The organism is Henriciella pelagia (assembly GCF_002088945.1).
In the GTDB taxonomy this organism is placed as follows: Bacteria; Pseudomonadota; Alphaproteobacteria; order Caulobacterales; family Hyphomonadaceae; genus Henriciella; species Henriciella pelagia.
Genome location: NZ_NCSU01000011.1, coordinates 803693 through 824003, shown reverse-complemented (window position 1 = coordinate 824003; position 20311 = coordinate 803693). Strand labels below are relative to the sequence as shown.

Here is a 20311-nt window from a genome sequence, read left to right as displayed (position 1 = left end):
CGCCATAATGGCCAATTTCTTCATTGATCGCCCTGTCTTTGCATGGGTGATCTCCATCATTGTCATGCTGGCAGGTATCATGTCGCTGCGGTCCCTGCCGGTGTCGCAATATCCCGACATCGCACCGACAACGATCAGTGTGAACGCCATCTATCCTGGTGCCTCGGCAAAAGCTGTCGAAGATTCGGTAACGCAGGTTATTGAGCAGCAGATGACCGGGCTCGATGGACTGGACTATATCACTGCCTCGTCCAGTTCATCCGGCCAGGCCACCATCACGCTGACCTTTGAAACGGGCACGGACCCGGACGTCGCGCAGGTGCAGGTTCAGAACAAGGTTTCGCTTGCGACGCCGCTCCTGCCAGAACAGGTCCAGCGTCAGGGGGTGAGCGTTAACAAGGCAAATTCCAGCTTTCTGCTGATCACTGCGGTCTATTCACCGAATTCGACATTCGACCAGACCGACCTTGGGGACTATGTCCGCTCCTATATCTACGACTCGATCAGCCGGATCGACGGGGTCGGCAGCGTTCAGTTGTTCGGATCCCAATATGCGATGCGGATCTGGCTTGATCCCAACAAGCTGACGGAATTCAACCTTGTGCCCGCCGATATCATTGCGGCGATCCGCGCGCAGAACACCCAGGTGGCGTCGGGCGCGCTTGGTGGAGCGCCATCTGTCGAAGGGCAGGAAATCAATGCGACCATCACGCTGCAGTCACTCCTCACGACGCCCGAAGAGTTCAGGGACCTCCTGATCTTCACGACGCCGGAAGGCGGCTCCGTGAGGCTGCGCGATGTGGGGCGCGTGGAAATGGGGGCGGAGAATTATTCATTCCGGGCACGGTATAACGGATACCCGTCGACGGGGTTTGCCGTCTCCCTCGCGACCGGTGCCAATGCGCTCGATACCGCAGAAGCCGTCAAGGCAGAGGTCGAACGGCTCTCACAGGAATTCCCGCCGGACATGGAGTATAACTTCCCGGTTGATGCAACGCCTTTTATCGAGACATCCATACACGAAGTGCAGAAGACGCTCATCGAAGCAATTTTCCTGGTCTTCCTGGTTATCCTGGTTTTCCTTCAGAGCTTCCGCGCGGCGTTCGTGCCGATGATCGCTGTGCCAATCGTCCTTCTTGGGACATTTGCGGTTCTTTTCACGCTCGGTTTCTCCATCAATGTGCTGACGATGTTTGCCCTGGTCCTTGCCATTGGCCTGCTCGTCGATGATGCCATTGTGGTTGTCGAGAATGTGGAGCGGGTTATCGAGGAAGATGGTCTCGAGCCACGAGAGGCGACGCGCAAGTCAATGCGCCAGATTACAGGCGCGCTCGTCGGTATTGCGGTGGTCCTTTCCGCCGTCTTCATACCGATGGCCTTCTTCCCCGGCGCGGCCGGCGTCATCTATCGCCAGTTCTCTGTGACGATTGTGTCGGCGATGGCGCTATCGGTGATGGTTGCGATCATCCTGTCGCCGGCTCTTTGTGCAACTTTGCTCAAGAAGCATGACCCGGAGAAGAAGACTGGCCTGCTGGGGCGCCCGGTCGAAATTTTCAACAATGGCTTCGACCGGGTCCGTGCGGGCTATGCGGCCACCGTGCAGCGGATTGTCAGTCGGCGCTGGATATTCATGGGTGTCTTTGCGGTGCTGGTGGCGCTCGTGGCTGTTGGTTTCACGCGCCTGCCAACCTCCTTCCTGCCGCAGGAAGACCAGGGAAATTTCATCACTCTGGTCCAGCTGCCCGTCGGTTCAAGCCTTGAGCGGACGTCCGCGGTGATGGACGAGGTCTACAACTATTACGAGACAGAAGAGGGCGAGAACATTGGGGGCATGTTCGTGCTATCGGGCTTCAGCTTTGCGGGGCAGGGGCAGAACAACGGTATTGCCTTCGGTGCATTGAAGGACTGGTCTGAACGTCCAGATCCGAGCCAGTCTGCCGAAGCGATTGCCGGGCGCGCATCCGCGCACTTTTCTCAGAATATCGATGCACGCATTTTCGCCATTGTGCCTCCGCCGATCCGCGAACTGGGCAATTCCAGCGGTTTTGATCTCTATCTGCAGGATGCATCGGGCGCAGGACATGAAGCGCTTCTCAATGCACGCAACCAGCTTCTCGGCATGGCGAGCCAGAGCCCGGAACTGATGGGCGTCAGGCCGAATGGTATTGAGGACAGCCCGCAATTCAAGATTGATGTCGATTATCAGAAGGCGCAGGCCTATGGCGTGTCGCCATCCGACATTACCAGTCTTCTGGCCGTCGGTTACGGTGGGACCTATGTGAATGACTTTCTTGATCGCGGTCGCATCAAGCGCGTCTATGTGCAGGGCGATGCACCGTACCGCATGCAGCCGGAAGACCTGTCCAGTTGGCAGGTTCGCAATGCCAGCGGGGAAATGACGCCGCTCGAGGAGCTTGTATCAACCGAATGGAGCTACGGCTCACCACAGCTGCAACGCTATAATGGCTTGCCAGCCGTCAATATTCAGGGCCAGCCCGCGCCGGGTCAGAGCTCTGGAGCCGCCCTCGACAAGATGGAAGAGCTGATTTCGCAGCTGCCGGGTGGTTTCTCATCGGAATGGTCCGGGATTAGCGCGCAGGAAAGAGAATCGGGCAATCAGGCAACGCTGCTCTATGTCATATCGATCCTGTTCGTCTTCCTCTGCCTCGCTGCGCTCTATGAGAGCTGGACGGTTCCAATTGCAGTGCTTTTAGTGGCGCCGCTCGGTGTGGCTGGTCCGATGATCGCGGCGCACCTTGGTGGGCTCGCCAATGATGTGTTCTTACAGGTCGGCCTGCTGACCACGGTCGGACTTGCGTCGAAGAATGCCATCCTGATCGTTGAATTTGCGAAGGGCCTTGAAGAGCAGGGCAAGGCGCTGGTGGAAGCCACGCTTGAAGCCGTGCGCATGCGCTTCCGGCCAATCGTGATGACGAGCTTTGCTTTTGGCTTCGGCGTGTTGCCTCTGGCGCTCAGCTCGGGGGCAGGGGCTGCGGCCCGGGTCGCGATTGGTTCGGCCGTGCTCGGCGGTGTTATCGCCGCGACGCTCTTCGGCTTGCTTTTTGCACCTTTGTTTTACGTTGTTGTCCGTACAATCGGGTCGGCCTTCGGGCGCAAGCCATCGCAATCGCAGAAAGTGCACGCATGACCGGATCTTCCAGATTTTTCGCAGCCGTTTCCTCGCTGGTCATGGTTGCAGCCTGCCAGCTTATCGAGGAGCCTTATGAGCGCCCGGCTGCACCAATACCGGCAGCGCTACCGGTTCTCGACGCTGCGGGCAGCGAAGTGCAGCCGCTGGTCTGGCAGGATGTGTTTCTGTCCGATGACCTTCGCCAGCTTGTCGAGCTGTCGCTCGACCAGAATCGGGACCTTCGGATCGCCGCCGCCAATGTCCAACTCGCGCGGGCACGCTATGGCATTACGCAAGCGCAGCGTCTGCCGACCGTGTCGGCCTCCGGCAACCTCACGGAAGGCGGCACGTTTGATAGTGGTTCCGGTGCTGGCGGGTTCAGTGATAGTGTGAGCGCGCAGCTCGGTGTCACGGCCTACGAACTCGACCTGTTCGGCCGTGTCGCCAGCCTGAACGAGGCTGCGCTCCAGTCATATTTTGCCAGCGAAGAAGGCGAGCGGGCCGCAAAGATCGCGATTGCTGCGACGGTCGGTGAACTCTGGATGCAGCTGGCCGCCGACAAGGCGCTGCTGGCGCTTGCTGAAGACACGGTTGAGGTTCAATCGGAATCTCGCAGTCTCACCGATGAGCTTTTCCAGGCGGGTGTTGCCACTGAACTCGATGTCCGCCGGGCGTCGGCCAGTGTGGAGACAGCCCGCGCGCAAGCGGCGCAGTTTGCCGCCCGTGTCGAGCAGGACCTGAACGCGCTGCGGCTTGTTGTCGGTACGGATCTGCCGGCCAACACCTATGAAGCCGCCGCGCTCACGCCGTCGCCTCTGGCCAATGCGATTCCGGTCGAGCAGTCCTCACTCGTCCTGCTAAAGCGACCGGATGTCCAGTCGGCTGAACGCCAGCTCATGGCGGCGAATGCCAATGTCGGTGCAGCGCGCGCCGCATTCTTCCCGACCATTTCCCTGACGGGCCGTGTCGGCTATGCGAGTTCTGATCTCGCCGACCTTTTTGACGGATCCGCTGGATACAGTTTCGGGCCGTCGGTTTCACTGCCGATCTTTGACGGTGGTGCGCGCCAGTCCAATCTCGATGTGACGCAGGCCCAGCGCGACATTGCCGTGGCTGCCTATGAGCAGGCGATCCAGTTGGCGTTTCGCGACACCGCTGATGCTCTGGCCGTCGCGCGCACGATTGATGAGCGCGTCGAAGCGCTGTCGCGTCTGGTCGAGGATACGTCGGTCACGCTCAACCTTTCGGAAGAACGTTTCCAGGTCGGCGTGGATGATTATCTGTCAGTGCTCGATTCCCAGCAGCTCTATTATAATGCGCGCCAGCAGCTCATTCAGGCGGAGCTGACCCGCAACCTCAATATCATCGCGCTTTACAGGGCTCTTGGCACCTGGCCAGAGAATTAATCTGACGCATCCGTCACCTTTGCTGGCGAAGATCGCACGTATGAGCTACACTGAAGTCCAGGCCGGCCCGTGAAGAGGCTGGCGCAGACTGAACGGTAGGAAACAGCTTATGCGCAATCCCGATTTCGACGTCCTCATTGTTGGTGCTGGCCTTTCCGGCATCGGCGCGGCCTATCACCTGCAGGAGAAGTGCCCCGGCAAGTCCTTTGCCATTCTGGAGGGGCGCGATGCGATTGGCGGGACGTGGGATATCTTCCGTTATCCGGGCATCCGCTCCGACAGCGACATGCATACGCTCGGCTACAACTTCAAACCCTGGGAAGAACGCAAGGCGATTGCGGACGGGCCAGCCATCCTGAAATATGTGCGTGAGACCGCCGAAGAGAACGGCATCGACAAGCGCATCCGGTTCAATCACCTCGTTCGCAAGGCGAGCTGGGATAGCCCATCGGCGACCTGGACGGTGGAAGCGGAAGATGCAAAGTCCGGCGAGACGCACACGCTGACCTGCCGGTTTCTCTATATGTGTGCTGGCTACTATTCCTATGAAGGCGGCTACAAGCCTGATTTTCCGGGCGAGGAAACCTTCAGGGGCGAAATCGTCCACCCGCAGAAATGGCCGGAAGATCTCGACTACAAGGACAAGAAGGTTGTGGTGATCGGATCTGGCGCAACGGCGGTGACGCTGGTGCCGGAGATGGCGAAGGATGCCGCGCACGTCACAATGCTGCAGCGGTCGCCGACTTACGTTGTCTCGCGCCCGGCCGAAGACAGGCTGGCAATCAAGTTGCGGAAACTTCTGCCGTCGAAGATGGCCTATGGGCTGACGCGCTGGCGCAACGTGCTGTTCCAGATGTTCTTTTACAACATGGCGCGCAAGCGCCCGGAAAAGGTGAAGGAGCGAATCATTGGCCTTGCCAGGCAGGAGCTTGGCCCCGAATTTGACGTCGATACGCATTTCACGCCGCGCTACAATCCGTGGGACCAGCGCCTCTGCCTGGTGCCGGACAGCGACCTCTTCGCATCCCTGAAGGAGGGAAGCTCGTCCGTGGTGACCGATCACATCGAGACGTTCACAGAATCAGGCATCCAGCTCAAATCCGGCGCGACCCTGGACGCTGACATCATCGTGACGGCGACGGGGCTGCAACTTGTCTTTCTCGGAGGAATGGATGTCGAGATTGACGGGGCGCCGCTGGTTCCGTCTCAGACCCACGGCTATCGGGGCATCATGTTCGAAGGCGTGCCGAATCTGGCATCGACTTTCGGGTATACCAATGCATCCTGGACACTGAAGGCAGACCTGACGGCAGACTTCGTCACGCGCCTGCTAAAATTCATGGATCGCAAGGGTTACAGCGAGGTTCGCCCGGTTGCCGAGGGAGAGGTCGGTGATGAGCCGTGGCTGGATTTCTCGTCCGGCTATGTGACCCGTGTGATGGAGCAGTTCCCCAAGCAGGGCACCGAGACCCCGTGGCGACTGCACCAGAACTATCTGAAGGATATCTTCCTGCTGCGGCATGCGAATCTCGAAGATGGAGTCCTTCAATTTCGCACGTCTGAACGGGCCAAATCGCCCAGGAGCGTGGAATCATCAGACGCGGTGGCTGCAGAATAGCGGGTTGCCAACTGCATTGGTGTCCCAAAAAATCTTGAATGCCGCGCACCATCGGCGTATGTGCGTCGCCAGTGCCGCCTTAGCTCAGTTGGTTAGAGCGCTAGATTGTGGATCTAGAGGTCTCCCGTTCAAACCGGGAAGGCGGTACCATCTCCCCCGAAATCAGGGCAAATTTGGCTGAAAAGTGGCCACACCCGAACGCCTGTGTGGCGAGCCGCGCAGAATGTTGCATTTACATCGCGTTTTGGCGAAAAAGCTGGAAGTTTTCTTTTTTTTATACAAAGTCACCTCGTCTATGGAACAAAACTTCTTTAGATGAGTAATCACACGGAATGGTCCGTTAGTCTCTGCGGTCGGTGAGCAATGGTGCTCATGCGGCTCACAAAAGGGGATGAGTATGAAAAAAACTCTGATGTGCGCGACAGCCGCGGCCGCTATTGCGTCTGCTGGTAATGTTGCAGTGGCTGAGGACGGCTGGTACGGCCGTGCCGATCTTGGCTACACTTTTGAAGGAACGCTCGATCACGATGCGGAATCCGGTTCGGTTTATTCACTCGGTGGCGACTCCGATGTGGGTGACGGCCTTATCGGTGGCAGCATCGGCCTCGGCTATGGCTTCGCAAACGGCTTCCGTCTTGAAAGCACCTTCGGATATCGTGGCGGTGAGCTCGATCCAGACGGTGTTGTGAATGGTGGTCCAGCCACCGACATGCCGCCTGTCTACTTCCAGGAAGGTGGCGACGGCAACATCAGCATTTATGACCTGATGTTCAACGGCCTCTACGACTTCGACAATGGCGGCGCGTTCGTCCCATATGTCGGTGCCGGTATCGGCCTTGCCAAAATGGACGCGAAAGCGACGTCTCTGCGCGCTGGTGTGAACCAGGGCGGCACTGTGTCCACGTATGATGCCAACGGCTTCAGCGACGACGACACGAGCATCGCGTACCAGCTTCTCGCAGGTTTCGGCTACGAGCTCTCTGAGCAGCTGACCTTCGACATGGGTTACAAGTACTTCGTAGCTGAAGACTTTGACCTTGACGGCCGTGATTTCACGGGCGGTCCCGTTGCCTATGAAGGCACCTACTCGGATCACTCGGTAACGGTTGGTCTGCGGTATCAGTTCGCGGCCCCAACGCCGCCACCACCTCCGCCGCCACCGCCACCACCGCCGCCACCACCGCCACCGCCGCCACCACCACCGCCACCGCCGCCTCCAACGGATACGGCTCCGGCACCAGTGGCAGCCTGCTCCACGCTCAACCAGGCCTTTGTGGTCTACTTCGAGTGGGATCGCTCTGATCTGACGAGCCAGGCTTCGGCTGTGATCGACCAGGCGGTTGCTAACATCCGTGCCCGTCAGGACTGTGCTCCAGGTTCGGTGACGATTGTTGGTCACACCGATACCTCCGGTGCATCGGCCTACAACGCACGCCTGTCGCAGCGTCGTGCAGCATCTGTGGCTACCGCACTCACGAGCCGCGGTATCTCGGCTGACATGATCTCCACGGAAGGCCGCGGTGAGAATGACCTCGCCAAGGCAACCCGTGACGGTGTTCGCGAGCCTCTGAACCGTCGTTCGGAAGTTACGATCATCGTTCGCTAAGCGATCGATCATCTGATCAATGGAATGGTCCGGCCTTTTGGTCGGGCCATTTCTTTTTGTACGGATGTGAGAGCAGCGGGAGGCGAGCTTCGTGGATGTATCGTCCGGTCTGGCCCGTTTGCTGCCTTCAGTCATCGCGTGAAAAAGGCCGCCCCGATGATCACCGGAGCGGCCTGTCTTTCGTCTGGGCTCTTCGCTCCGTTCAGCGGAGCCGGGTCTTAGCGGTCCGCGTCACGTGAAAGATCAAGCGCGTCGCTCTTGCCGACTGCGGCCAGGGCAAAGGCGTACTCAATCGCGGTCTCCTTCAGCCCCTCAAACCGGCCCGTCGAGCCACCATGGCCGGCATCCATATTGATGCGCAGGAAATAGGGCCCGCCATTCGGTGCCTCGTGGCGGAGTTTGGCGGCCCATTTCGCCGGCTCCCAATAGGTGACGCGCGGATCGGACAGGCCACCGGTGATCAGCATGGCAGGATAGTCCTGGTCCGAGACCTGGTCATAGGGGCTGTAGGCGAGAATGGTGTCGTAGTCCTCAGCGCTGGTAAGCGGGTTGCCCCATTCCGGCCATTCCGGCGGCGTCAGAGGCAGTGTGTCATCCGACATGGTGTTGATGACGTCGACGAAGGGGACAGCTGCGATAATGCCGCCGAAGAGCGTTGGGTCCATGTTCACTGCCGCGCCCATGAGGAGCCCGCCAGCCGAGCCGCCATGGCCGACGACGCGACCCTCAGACCCGTAGCCCTTCTCGATGAGGTAACGACCGGTCGAGACATAATCCTTGAAGGTGTTTTCCTTTTTCTTCAGCTTGCCATCAAGGTACCACTGATAGCCCTTGGCTTGCGACCCGCGAACATGCGCGATGGCATAGATGAAGCCGCGATCCACAAGGCTGAGACGACTGGTGCGGAAGTCGGCCGCATTCGTGATACCGTACGAGCCATAGCCATAAAGCAGGAGCGGTGCGGAGCCGTCGACAGGCGTGTCGGCGCGGCGCAGGATCGTGACCGGTATCTGCTCGCCATCCCAGGCCGGAGCCTGGATTCGCTCGACAACATAGTCCTCTGCATTGTGTCCCGACGGCACTTCGCGCGTCTTGCGCAGCACACGCTCGCGCGTTGCCATGTCGTAGTCATAAGTCTGATCCGGAACGGCGGGAGAAGCATACTCATAGCGCATGATGGTCGAATCAAATTCGCCCGAACCCGCAAGGCCGAGGTCATAAGCCTCCTCATCCATGGCAATCGTGTGTTCGTCGCCCGTGGTGCGCTCGCGGATGACAATCCGGGGCAGTGCATTTTCGCGTTCGAGCCGGATGAGATGATCCTTATGGGCGTCCAGGCCGAGAAGGAGCGTGCCGGGGCGGTGCGGGATAACCTCTTCCCAGTTCTCCCGTCCCGGATTGTCGACCGGCGCCTTCATCAGCTTGAAGTCGACTGCGCCATCGGCATTGGTGAGAATATAAAACGCGTCATTCCAGTGCGTTATGGAATATTCTTCGTCGTCCTTTCGCGGCGCAATCAGCCTCGGCTTTGGCGATACCGCATCGGCTGGAAACACATAGATCTCGCCGGAAGTGTGGCCGCCGGTCTCGATCGTGATGAACGCATCCGATTCGGTCTTGCCGACACCAACGAAGAAGCCGGGGTCCGGTTCGCGATAGATCTCGACATCCGCGCCGGTCGCGATATTGCGCTGGAACACTGCAGTCGGGCGGCCATTCTCATCGCGCTCGACCCAGTAGAGAAGGTCGGAGTTCGCGCCCCAGACAAAGCTGCCATAGGTGCCTTCGATGGGCGTGCCCACCGGTTCGCCGGTTTCAATGCTGCGAACACTGATCGTGTAGTATTCGCTGCCCTGGGTATCGATGGCGGAGGCAAGCAGTTTGTGATCCGGTGACTGGTCGAGGCCGCGAATGGAGAAATAAGTCTCGCCTTCCGCTTCCTTGTCGCCGTCAAAAAGAATGGTTTCCGGTGCGCCTTCCTGAAAAGCCTGATCGGCTGGCTTGCGGGCATAGATCGGATATTCGCCGCCTTCACGATAGCGGACATAGTAGGCGTAGGGGCCATCCTTGCTCGGCACCGAGCTGTCGTCTTCCTTGATCCGGCCGCGCATCTCCTCGAACAGAGTTTCGCGCAGGCCGCTTGTCGGGTCTTCCAGGACGGCCTTGGTGTAAGCATTTTCCTCGACGAGGTAGTCGTGGATATCAGCGCGCAGCACGCTTGGGTCGCGCATCACCTTCTGCCAGTTATCATCCTTCATCCAGTGATAGGGATCGGTCCTGGTGCGGCCGACCTGTTCAATCGTCACCGGCTCACGCTTTGCAACCGGCGGTGTTGGCATTTCTGCTGCTGGCTTTGCAGTGGGGGCGGTCTCGGTCGTGGTATCAGTCAAGTCTGTCTGTCCTGTCGCCGTGGTGCAGGCGGCCATGAGGGCGCTGCCTGCAACGGTTGCAAGTAAAATGGAAAGGCGCATGGATGAGGCTCCGTCTTCGTCCAGTTACGAAGTGGTACAGGCTAACGTGACCCTGTCCATACGCCAGGAAAGGAAAGTTCAGGCGGGCCGGAAATCCAGGACAACGCCGTTAATGCACCACCGCTCGCCCGTCGGGGGCGGGCCGTCCTTGAAGACATGCCCCATATGCAGCCCGCAGGTCGCACAGTGGCATTCCTTGCGGGGCATGATCATCTTGAAGTCGGTCTTGGTGTCGATGGCGGTTTCGCGGATCGGCTTGTAGAAGCTTGGCCAGCCGGTGCCGCTGTCAAACTTGTGCTCTGAAGACCAGAGCGGTGTTCCGCAGCCGACGCAGTGATAGACCCCGTCGCGCTTCTCGTCATTGTGGTTGCCCGGTGAAAAGGCGCGCTCGGTGCCTTCCTTGACGCCCACCCGGTACTGCTCTTCGGTCAGCTGTTCGCGCCACTCCTTGTCGGATTTCGAGACGCGTTTGAAATTGGCGGCGGGTTTTGGAGGTAACATGGACGGCTCCCTGTGACAGCGTTGCCCAAATGATATAGGGCCGACCTGCGCCTGATAAAGGCAGCAAGACGGCCCTGGTGTCAGTCGCGGGTGGGGGACTAGAAGTCCTTCAGGGACAGGCCCCCCGCTTTCCAGGCTGTAAGGCAGTCACTGGCGTCATGATAGGCATCTGCTTCGAGCAGGGTCGTGTCGGTCTGGCCTTCCCCTTCGAAGCGGGGGTCATCACATTCGCCGTCATTCGACCATTCGCTGGCGTCATCGCCAAAATTCACACCATTGAACACAATGCCGTCTGCAGGCGGGGTGTCGAAGCGGGATGGATCAATGTCGTCGAGGCCTTCTGCTTCCAGCAGGGCTTCAAGCTCGGCCAGCAGGGCGAGATCGTCCTCGTCAAGCTCGCCATCGTCCAGCGCTTCCTCGAGTGCAGGATCGCCCGGCCCGCGAAGGCGCAGTGATCCGGCTTCCACGCCGGCCTTGCAGTCGCTGGCATCATGGCCGACATCGCCTGGCAGCAATGGAGGATCGGCCAGCGTATCGCCGATGAAGCGCGCATCATCGCATTCGCCATCATTGGCAAACAGGGATGCGTCATCGCCATAATCTATCTCTGCCGCAGACATTGGCCGCTTCAACGGCATCGAGTTTCGCAGGGGCTTCGAAGAGGATGCGACGGCAACGAGCGAGATCGTGCCGGCTTCGAAGGCCGCGCGGCAATCACTGGCATCGGCGCGTGTGTCGCCTTCTTCCAGCGGATCTTCTGCCATGCCAATGCCTTCAAAGCGTGGGTCGTCACATTCGCCATCGAGCGCCCACATGCTGTCATCTGTCCCGAAGTCGATCGTGCTCGCCTCCTGTGCGTGCGTCCCTACCGCCACGGCGGCAAGGGCCGCCACAGCGCAAGCCATTCTGAAGCTGGTTTTCATAAGTGTTCCCCTCTGGTCCGGACTCCTCGGATTTCAGAGTTGAATGGGTTTCCGGCAAAAGCAAGACACGCGGGAATGTTTTCGGGTACAAAAAAGCCGGCCCGCGAGGGGCCGGCAATTATTGTCGGTCGAGTGCAGGCCTATCCGTACACGACGGTTAGCGTCTCGGCGACGAGGGCAGGGCGCTCCTGTCCTTCCACTTCGATGGTCGCTTCCATCCGGGTCTGCTTGCCGCCGGCCTTGGCTTCCACGGCGAGGCACTTCTGGCGCAGGCGGACCTTCGACCCAACCGGCACCATATTTGTGAAGCGCACCTTGTCGGAGCCGTAATTGATGCCGCGCGTCGTGCCTTCGATGCGCAGGACCTGCGCGCCGAGCATGGGGAGCAAGGACAGGGTCAGGAAGCCATGTGCGATCGGGCTGCCGAGTTCCTTGGTCGCGCGTTCGACATCAACGTGGATCCACTGATGGTCGCCAGTCGCGTCGGCGAACTTGTTGACACGATCCTGATCGATCGTGACCCAGTCGGATACGCCGATTTCCTGACCTGCGATAGATTCAAGGTCGTTATAGTGAACTGTTTTCGGATCAGCCATGGAGCCTCCTCTTCCTGTTTTGATGTGGCTATGCATCTCCTAATGCGGACTTGGCTGGACTTTGCCAAGGGCTGACGTTGGAGAAGGGCTAGCTGAGGCGGGATAGACCGAACCAGATTGCCCTGATCGCCTGGCGCATTTCGAGCTGACGGGCCGCGTCGTGGCCGAAACCATCAATGGCCGCGCGGTCATAGGCACCGCTCATCAGGCTGGTCAGCGCGGCCGTGTCAGTATCGGCAGGCAGGCGTCCCGCGGTCTTGGCGGCGGCAATGCCTTCGGCGAGGGTCTGCGTGGTCGTGCATGTGTCGAGATCCGTCATGCGCTGCGTACCGAGAACGGCCGGCCCGTCGATCAGCAGGAGCTGTCGCGTCACAGGGTCAGACATGGCCGTCAGAAAAGCCTCGCCGCCTTCCACCAGATTCTCGACTGGATCCTGGCTACCCGTGGCGGAGGTGTCGATGATCCCTGCAATATGAGCGAATTCGGCTTCGATCACAGCTTCGAGGATGGCGGCCTTGTCCCGAAAGTGATGATACATCGCCCCGCGCGAGACCCCGGACGCGTCGGCAATCTGCGGCGTCGAGACCGACGTATAACCTTCCTTGCCAAACAGGCGCCGCGCCGTCGTTACGATGTCCTGGCGGGTCTTCGCGCTGCGCTCCGGATTTCTTGCCATCGATCTTGCCTCTCCCGGATGATAGTGTATAAAAACAGGCAGTCTGTTTGTTTTATGTGAGGGGATATTAAAATGCAAGCGGAAGGTGGTTGCCAGTGCGGCAAGGTCAGATACCGGATCGATGGAGAGATTCAATTTGCGGCGGTGTGCCACTGCCCGTCCTGCCGAAAGTCAGCGGGTGCGCCACTGGTAGGCTGGGCCATGGTTGAGACGGGGGCGCTCAGCGTCGACCGCACATCGGTCTCGATCTACATGTCATCCGAAGGCGTGCGCCGCTCTTTCTGCGGCACTTGCGGCACGTCGCTCTTCTTCGAGGCGGATTATCTCGACGGCCTCGTGGACATCACGACCGAGAGCTTCGATGAGCCGGACAGGGTACAGCCGACCGACCAAATCTGGACACGCCATGAAACAGGCTGCGTCAGGGCACTGGCAGGTATGACGCGCCACGAGGAGCTTCCGCCGCAGGGCTAGGCCAGCATTAATGGCGCCTTCATCCGGTGCGTCGCAACCGGTCCACCCCGCGCATAACGCCGATCAGACGATCGTGGAGTCGTGCTTGCCCCAATAGCGATCGCGCACGAGACGCTTGTAGAGCTTGCCGGTCGGGTGACGCGGAAGCTCCGGGTCGAAGTCCACCGATTTCGGGCATTTGATCTTGGCGAGCCTGGCGCGGCAAAATTCGAGCAGCTCTTCTTCAACCTCCTTGCTGGCGGCGATGCCAGGCTGAAGCTGGACGACGGCCTTCACTTCCTCGCCAAACTCTTCATTCGGCACACCGATTACTGCCACATCGGCGACTTTCGGATGGGTAATGAGGACGTTTTCAGCCTCCTGCGGATAAATGTTCACACCGCCGGAGATGATCATGAAGGCCTTGCGATCCGTGAGGTAGAGGAAGCCATCCTCATCCACGCGTCCAACATCGCCCAGGGTCGACCATTCGGTGTGCTTCGGATTGCGGGCGCCTGCCGTCTTCTCGGGATCATTGTGATAGGAAGGCGGAGTCGTGCCGCTATAATAGATTGTTCCGGCTTCGCCGACGGGCAGTTCATTGCCTTCGTCGTCGCAGATGTGGAGCTGGCCGTGGACAGGTTTTCCCACCGATCCCTTGTGCGCCAGCCAGTCCTTCGAGCCGATCCAGGTCATGCCATTGCCTTCGGAGCCGGCATAATACTCCTCGATCACCGGACCCCACCATTCGATCATCTGTTCCTTGACCGGAACGGGGCAGGGCGCGGCCGCGTGAATGGCGCATTCGAGAGACGAGACGTCATACTTCTCGCGCACGTCCTTTGGCAGTTTCAGCATCTTCACGAACATTGTCGGGACGAGCTGTGAGTGTGTGACCTTGTATTTCTCGACCAGGGCCAGGAATTTTTCAGGGTCAAATTTCTCCATGATGATCAGCGTCGAGCCGAAGCGCGTAAACGTCATGCACCAGCGCAGGGGCGCTGCGTGATAGAGCGGGGCCGGTGAGAGATAGATTGAATCATCTTCCGCCCTGGCCAGCGCCTTGGCGAGTGCCATAAGGACGTTTGGCTCATCAATGGGCGTGTCTGGAACAAAGGCTGGGCGAATACCTTTCGGGCGGCCGGTCGTGCCTGACGAATAGAGCATATCGGTGCCATGCATCTCGTCCGAAATCGGGGTTGTTGGCTTGCTGTCGCGCAGCTTTTCCAGGGAAGCAAAGCCTTCGATGTCGCCGTCAATGGACCAGTAGGCTTCAAGCTCGGTAATGGCATTGGCTTCGCGGGCGACCGGGGCGAGGCCAGCGGATGCGATCAGGATGCGCGAGCCGGAGTCGCTCACAATGTATTCGACTTCGGGGGCCGTCAGACGGGACGAGATACAGACATAGTAAAGCCCCGAACGCTGGGCGGCCCAGGCGATCTCGAAATAGCGGGGGCTGTTCTCGGCGAAAATGGCAATGGTGTCGCCCGGATTGAGACCCAGTTCGCGGAATAGGTGCGCGATCTGGTTCGACCGGTCGTCGAGCTGTTTGAACGTAACCGTCTCACCTGAATTGGCCATGATGTAAGCTGGCGCGTCGGGTTTGGTCCTGGCGTGATGACTCGGATGCATCTGATCTGTCTCCCTGGTGCGCGCAGGTCTCGTGCCGCGCGATCAACAACAGCCAGTATTAGCAATCGTCAGAATGGCGTCCATCACCGACGTTGCGTAAGGCAATGGAGCGGCGGTGCAGGTTTGCCGCCCTGTCTTTTTTGATGATGTGAATGCCGCAGCGCCCGTGCGGACCGGATGGTTGGGAGGAAACGCATATCCGGACTGCTGTCAGGAGCGACCAAGACAGGGCGCTGCGGCAAAGTTCAGGAGCTGTTTGAGGCTGATTGCGCGCCGGTTTTTAGCAGTGCATCCAGTTGCGCCGACAGCCAGGATGCGTGCTGTTCAATCTGCTTCGCATGTTGCGCGGACTCCGCGCAACGCGCCCAGGACTTGAGCTCAGCGAGCTGGGCACGAAGCCAGGCAACTGATTCATGGTCTTCGGGCATGTCAAAACTCCCGTTTGTGATCGAATCCATTATATGAGATTGAGAATGAGTTGCAACTTAAAAGTCTGCTTGGCCTACATGGATGTGCTGAGCCGCTGGACAGGCAGTGGACGGGTCAGGCTTTCGGGAACCCTGGCGTGCCGGCCTGGTCGGGATGTTCTGCCAGATAGGCGGCTTTAAGTTCGGATGAGCGATTGTGCTCACCATTGGGCTGCCATCCCGGGCCATTGACGAAACGCCGAACCCACCGGTCGGGGCGGGGTCCGTCGCGCCAGCAGTCGCGGGCGAGGTTGCCAGCCTCGTGGAAGGCCACCGTGATTGGGTTGTAGCTCTCCAGCGGTTCGACGATGCCATAGACCGGCGGGTCGCTTTCCAGCTCAGGCACGAAGCTGCCGAACATCTTGTCCCAGACAATGAAGACACCGGCATAGTTGGTGTCCAGATAACGCGGATTAATCGCGTGATGTACGCGGTGATGGCTTGGCGTGTTCATCACGGCTTCGAACCAGCGGGGCATCCTGTCGATCACTTCAGTGTGGATCCAGAACTGGTAGACGAGATTGAGGCTAGCGACGAAGAAAATGAAGAGTGGATGAAATCCTGTCAGAACAAGCGGGGTGCCGAGCAGGATGAGTCCCGAAAAAGGTCCGAACCAGGGCTGACGAAGGGCTGTCGTCAGATTGTACTGACGTGAGGAATGGTGCGTCACATGCTCCATCCAGAACCATCGCATACGGTGGGCGAGACGATGCTTCCAATAATAGATAAAGTCATAAAGGACGAAAAGAAGCAGTCCACTCCACCAGGTGACGGGAATATCGATCAGGCGATAGTTCCAGAGCAGCATCATCATCCAGAGCGAGATGGCACCGGTTAGCGTGTTCACGACGAGATTGCCGGCGCCCATAGCAAGTGAGGTGACTGCATCCTTCGTCTCATAATTGCCATTGGCGTGCCCGGATTTTACCGCCCACCATTCCCAGATGACGGACAGGATGAAGGCCGGCGCGGCAAGCGTCGTTGGTGCAATATCTTCAAACATGGAACTCCCTGCTGGCACTAGCAATGCTATGGCGACGCGGTGCGGTCCTGCCTGTAGATTTTGCTGTGTTTCAGAACAAAGTCCACATCCGCATGCAGCCGATCGCCCTCCACCTCCCAGGGATCGTCGGCACAGTTCGAATTGACGCGGCTGTGTTACAAAAGATTTGCTCTTCGCTTCAGTGGAGACTGTGACGGTAAAGGTTTGCGCGAACTCGATCTGAGGCCTCTCGCTCCTGATAACGAGATGCCGTCGGGGCTGGTGCGCGTCGTCAAGGCGACACGAAGAGCGCTTGACGACCCTAGCGTAAGCCGCCTTCCTTTGCCGCAACTGTTGATCAAAGGGAGACCAAGACATGACCGCAACCACGCTCGCGCAATTCGACGAAATCAAGCTTGAGAAAGAAGACGGTATCGCAACGCTCACGCTGTACCGTCCCGACAATATGAATGCCTTCACCGGCAAGATGATGCAGGAGATGATCAAGGCCTTCGACATCACTGACGCCGATGATGATGTAAAAGTGGTCATCGTCACTGGACATGGCGAACGGGCCTTCTGCGCAGGCGCTGATCTCTCCTCCGGCGCAAAGACGTTCGACTATGATGCTCGCGCGAATGACGGTGAGGCGGGCCGGTCGGAGAAGGTCGACATCCAGCGTGATGGCGGCGGCCGGGTCACCCTGCGGATCTTCGAGAGCCTGAAGCCGGTGATCGGTGCGATCAATGGCGCAGCGGTTGGCATTGGCGTTACGATGCAGCTGCCGATGGATATCCGGATCGCATCGGACAATGCGCGCTTCGGCTTTGTGTTCAACCGCCGCGGGATCAACCCGGAAGCAGCCTCCAGCTGGTTCCTGCCGCGCCTGGTGGGCATCTCACAGGCACTTGAATGGTGCTATACGGGCCGCGTCTTCCCGGCTGCCGAGGCATTGGCTGGCAAGCTTGTTTCGGAAGTCGTGCCGCAGGCAGACTTGATGAAGCGGGCAAAGGAAGTCGCGCGCGAGATTGCAGACAATACCGCGCCTGTCTCCAATGCGCTGACCCGGCAGATGATGTGGCGGATGCTGGGGGCTGGGCATCCGATGGACGCGCACATTGTCGATTCCGCAGCTATTTACGAACGTGGCCGTTCGCCGGATGCAAAGGAAGGCGTGATGAGCTTCCTGGAAAAACGTCCCGCCAATTACACGGTCAGCGTTTCCGAGGGCATGCCAACCTTCTTCCCTTGGTGGGAGGAAGAAGAATTCGAGTGGATTTCGAAGGTCTAGGCCTGTGATCGCCGGACGGTGCGAGAAGGGAGGAGCACCGTCCGGCTCTGCAGAGAAGGCAAGCGTCAAGGGGGAGGAAAGCTGCCTTCTGTCTTGATTGGAAGACTGGCGCGCCGACTTCCGTCGGAGCTCGTTCATTAAATCCAGTTCAGGTGTCGACGTGATCCTTGAGAGAAGGTGACGGGCGGCCCTGTGAAGGGAGGGAAAGGGCCGCCCGTCTCAAGAGTCCGGCTACTCGGGCGTCAGGTGGAGGAGATCCGGCTCTTGTTCTGTGTCTCAGCTAGCGTGGTCGCTCACCTCGCGGTGGGCCGCCAGAGCCCCGATTGCCAAAGCCACCGCCATCGCGCGAGCTAGCATTTGGCACGTCGAAAACAAGTTCGCTGCGCTGAAGGGTCCGGTCCTTCGACGCATCAAGCTTGTCGAACTCTGCGCCAAGTCTGATCTCGAACTCTTCGCGCGTGACCTGGCCATCGAAATTCGTGTCGAAGGCGACGGTCGATGGTTGCGCGTCTGGCGAGCCGAGCGCCTTGAGCAGCCAGTCGGACAACCGGAGGACGGAAACGTCATCCTCGCCATCTGAAAGCGTCGCCCATTCTGCGGCCAGCGCGGCGTTCGCTTCGGCGAGAGAGACGACCATGTCGCCATTGGTGTCGGTACCGGCAAAGAGCAGTGCGACCGGACGGGCGACAGGGCCATTCATTGCAGATGCGCCGCGCGGACCTCCGCTATCGGCGCCCGGAGGTCCTCCACGTTTTGGCGGGCCGCTTGAGCAGGCCGTCAGGGTGAAAGCGAGGATGGAGATGGCAGGGAGGAGGAAACGCATTCGTCGTCAGGACCTTCTTGGTGTCCGCTCGTGTCGGCGGGCTTTTGCATTTTGCAGAAGGTGAAAAGACCGAAGGAGCGCGTTCCGTCGCCGATGTTGCGTTAAACTGTTGTAATGACAACGATGTGCCAGGGGCTACCTGGCGTGGACCACGCTTTTCATGTTCCAGATTGGCGTGCGCAGCACCATCCAGGCGATCAGGATCGTCATGCCAAGTGCGGGGACGACGGCCACGCGCTGGGGCTGGTCGGGGAAGAAGTCGACCAGCCATCCCATGATCGCTGCGCCGAAGGGCGCGCCCGCCATGAAGCCAAGCTGGTAGATGGAAAGCACCCGCGCAAGCTGGTCCTTGGGAGCTGCGTCCTGGACGATGGAGCGGCTCATCGCGATCGAGATGCCGCCGGCAAGGCCCCAGATGAAGACGATGGTGAGGAAGACCCAGTGCGGCGGCTTGGCCAGCATGATGAGGATGGCGAGCGAGCCAATGAGCTGGGCGGTGAGAAGCAGACGCCCCTGCCGCTTGATATTCTTGAAGACTGAGAGCGCGACGGAAGAGACAAAGGCGCCGAGCCAGAAAGTGACGAACATGTCGCGAATGCCGTCCGATGCGAGGCCATACACATCGCGATTAATGATCGGCAGGACGACGAGGAAGGAGCCGATGACGAAAATTCCGACGCCGAACATCAGTGCCGTCATGCCCCAGAGCTTGCCGTCGCCCAGCACGACATGGAAGCCTTCGCGAATGTCGCCGAAGGCTGCGCCCATACCTGACCGGCCGGTCTTCACGCGGCGGCCATGGGCAAGGAAGATCGCAAACCCCGCACCGAGCGCGACAATGATGGCCTGGAAAACGAGAAGCTCCCAGCTTGGGACTGGGCCGACCGAAAAGCCGCCCATCCAGTCGGGCATGCGCGTGAGCTTGTCTGCGTAGCCGCCGATGATGAGTCCCCCGATCTGTGCGGCAAACTGTGCGATGGTGGCAAAGGCGACGCCCTGCTGGAGCGTAACGCCAGAGCCAACGCGTGAGCGCCGGTGAACCACTTCATTGATGATGGAATCGCGTGCCGGCATCATGAAGGCACCAACCGTACCCATGGCGAGGCCGTAGATGATCATGTAGCCATAGATGAGGTTTCCCGTCGCCAGCACGATGGCCAGGCCGGCTGCGGGCAGGGCCGCCATCAGATGGAGAATGACAAGCAGTGACTTGCCGGAAGCCCGTTCTGCCACAACGCCGCCAAGCAGCAGGAAGATCACGGACGGTCCAGACAGGGCCATGTTGGCGAGACCGAGTTCTGTCCCATCAAGGCCGAGGCGGTTTGTGATAAGGTAGGGGAACAGGACAAGCTGCAGGCCGAATGCCATGAACCAGCTGCACTGGACCAATAGATAGGCTGGCAATTCGGATTTCACCTTGCGGTGCGTGCGTCTGGCGAACAGGCTTCGGGCGGTGATCTCAAGCGAGGCGCCCGCATCGGTAGCGCTGTCGATCCCACTGACCGGAGATTTCACCTGCCCGGTGCGATCTTCATCGATCTCTTCCGGCTTTGACTCTTCGCTCATCGACCCGCGAACTCACCTGACTGTCCCAAACGCTCGCGACTGTATAGGCCGTGCGCCGAGTTAAAAGCAAAATTGCAGGTGCACCGCGCGTCAGCGTCAGCCAGCGCACGGGTCATGCCGCTGCCACGTTTCTCTGGCATAGTGGTTAACGCGCAATTGTGTTCTTCCGG

Annotated in this window: 16 protein-coding genes and 1 tRNA gene; 7 read left to right on the top strand and 10 right to left on the bottom strand. The window is 59.4% G+C overall.

Translation table 11 applies throughout. The features are described from left to right. Positions 1 to 7: 7 nt before the first annotated feature. The 5 genes from B8746_RS13470 to B8746_RS13450 all read left to right on the top strand — a co-directional run bounded on the left by B8746_RS13470 (position 8) and on the right by B8746_RS13450 (position 7760). Complete coding sequence (locus B8746_RS13470; RefSeq protein ID WP_084394160.1) at positions 8 to 3148, top strand: efflux RND transporter permease subunit; 3141 nt, start codon at positions 8 to 10, stop codon at positions 3146 to 3148. Then, entirely contained in the window at positions 3145 to 4536 is a 1392-nt protein-coding gene (locus B8746_RS13465; protein WP_084394159.1) for an efflux transporter outer membrane subunit, read from the top strand. The genes B8746_RS13470 and B8746_RS13465 overlap by 4 nt, the downstream gene beginning before the upstream one ends. Positions 4537 to 4645: 109 nt before the next feature. Beyond that, on the top strand, positions 4646 to 6154 hold the full coding sequence (locus B8746_RS13460; RefSeq protein ID WP_084394158.1) for a flavin-containing monooxygenase: 1509 nt from the start codon (positions 4646 to 4648) through the stop codon (positions 6152 to 6154). Between the two features lie 73 nt (positions 6155 to 6227). Beyond that, a tRNA-His gene (locus tag B8746_RS13455) sits at positions 6228 to 6304 on the top strand. 247 nt (positions 6305 to 6551) lie between these two features. Further along, positions 6552 to 7760, top strand: a complete 1209-nt coding sequence (locus tag B8746_RS13450; RefSeq protein WP_188657352.1) for an OmpA family protein — start codon at positions 6552 to 6554, stop codon at positions 7758 to 7760. A 218-nt stretch (positions 7761 to 7978) separates the two neighbouring features. Here the strand turns inward: B8746_RS13450 and B8746_RS13445 are convergent, their stop codons facing one another. The 5 genes from B8746_RS13445 to B8746_RS13425 form a co-directional block, all read right to left on the bottom strand. Then, positions 7979 to 10099, bottom strand: coding sequence for a S9 family peptidase (locus B8746_RS13445; RefSeq protein ID WP_373289875.1), 2121 nt, complete (start codon positions 10097 to 10099; stop codon positions 7979 to 7981). Positions 10100 to 10309: 210 nt separating this feature from the next. Next, complete coding sequence (gene msrB / locus B8746_RS13440) at positions 10310 to 10732, bottom strand: peptide-methionine (R)-S-oxide reductase MsrB (RefSeq protein ID WP_084394155.1); 423 nt, start codon at positions 10730 to 10732, stop codon at positions 10310 to 10312. 98 nt (positions 10733 to 10830) lie between these two features. Further along, positions 10831 to 11655: a hypothetical protein gene (locus B8746_RS13435; protein ID WP_143434600.1), complete on the bottom strand. Its 825-nt coding sequence runs from the start codon at positions 11653 to 11655 to the stop codon at positions 10831 to 10833. Positions 11656 to 11795: 140 nt separating this feature from the next. Then, entirely contained in the window at positions 11796 to 12251 is a 456-nt protein-coding gene (locus B8746_RS13430; protein WP_084394153.1) for a MaoC family dehydratase, read from the bottom strand. Positions 12252 to 12339: 88 nt separating this feature from the next. Then, positions 12340 to 12927: a TetR/AcrR family transcriptional regulator gene (locus tag B8746_RS13425; RefSeq protein ID WP_084394152.1), complete on the bottom strand. Its 588-nt coding sequence runs from the start codon at positions 12925 to 12927 to the stop codon at positions 12340 to 12342. Between the two features lie 72 nt (positions 12928 to 12999). Here B8746_RS13425 and B8746_RS13420 point away from each other — a divergent pair, with 72 nt between their 5' ends. Next, complete coding sequence (locus B8746_RS13420) at positions 13000 to 13401, top strand: GFA family protein (protein WP_084394151.1); 402 nt, start codon at positions 13000 to 13002, stop codon at positions 13399 to 13401. Positions 13402 to 13464: 63 nt separating this feature from the next. On the opposite strand, the gene B8746_RS13415 is transcribed toward B8746_RS13420, so the two are convergent. The 3 genes from B8746_RS13415 to B8746_RS13405 all read right to left on the bottom strand — a co-directional run bounded on the left by B8746_RS13415 (position 13465) and on the right by B8746_RS13405 (position 16482). Beyond that, complete coding sequence (locus tag B8746_RS13415; protein WP_084394150.1) at positions 13465 to 15012, bottom strand: acyl-CoA synthetase; 1548 nt, start codon at positions 15010 to 15012, stop codon at positions 13465 to 13467. 245 nt (positions 15013 to 15257) lie between these two features. Next, on the bottom strand, positions 15258 to 15440 hold the full coding sequence (locus tag B8746_RS13410) for a hypothetical protein (RefSeq protein WP_143434599.1): 183 nt from the start codon (positions 15438 to 15440) through the stop codon (positions 15258 to 15260). 115 nt (positions 15441 to 15555) lie between these two features. Continuing rightward, positions 15556 to 16482: a sterol desaturase family protein gene (locus tag B8746_RS13405; protein ID WP_084394148.1), complete on the bottom strand. Its 927-nt coding sequence runs from the start codon at positions 16480 to 16482 to the stop codon at positions 15556 to 15558. Positions 16483 to 16837: 355 nt separating this feature from the next. Here B8746_RS13405 and B8746_RS13400 point away from each other — a divergent pair, with 355 nt between their 5' ends. After that, complete coding sequence (locus B8746_RS13400; protein ID WP_084394147.1) at positions 16838 to 17752, top strand: crotonase/enoyl-CoA hydratase family protein; 915 nt, start codon at positions 16838 to 16840, stop codon at positions 17750 to 17752. Between the two features lie 280 nt (positions 17753 to 18032). Here the strand turns inward: B8746_RS13400 and B8746_RS13395 are convergent, their stop codons facing one another. Both B8746_RS13395 and B8746_RS13390 read right to left on the bottom strand, forming a co-directional pair. Then, complete coding sequence (locus B8746_RS13395) at positions 18033 to 18575, bottom strand: EF-hand domain-containing protein (protein ID WP_084394146.1); 543 nt, start codon at positions 18573 to 18575, stop codon at positions 18033 to 18035. 135 nt (positions 18576 to 18710) lie between these two features. Further along, positions 18711 to 20141 (bottom strand): MFS transporter, encoded by a 1431-nt coding sequence (locus tag B8746_RS13390; protein ID WP_084394145.1) that lies wholly within the window; start codon positions 20139 to 20141, stop codon positions 18711 to 18713. Positions 20142 to 20311 lie beyond the last annotated feature (170 nt).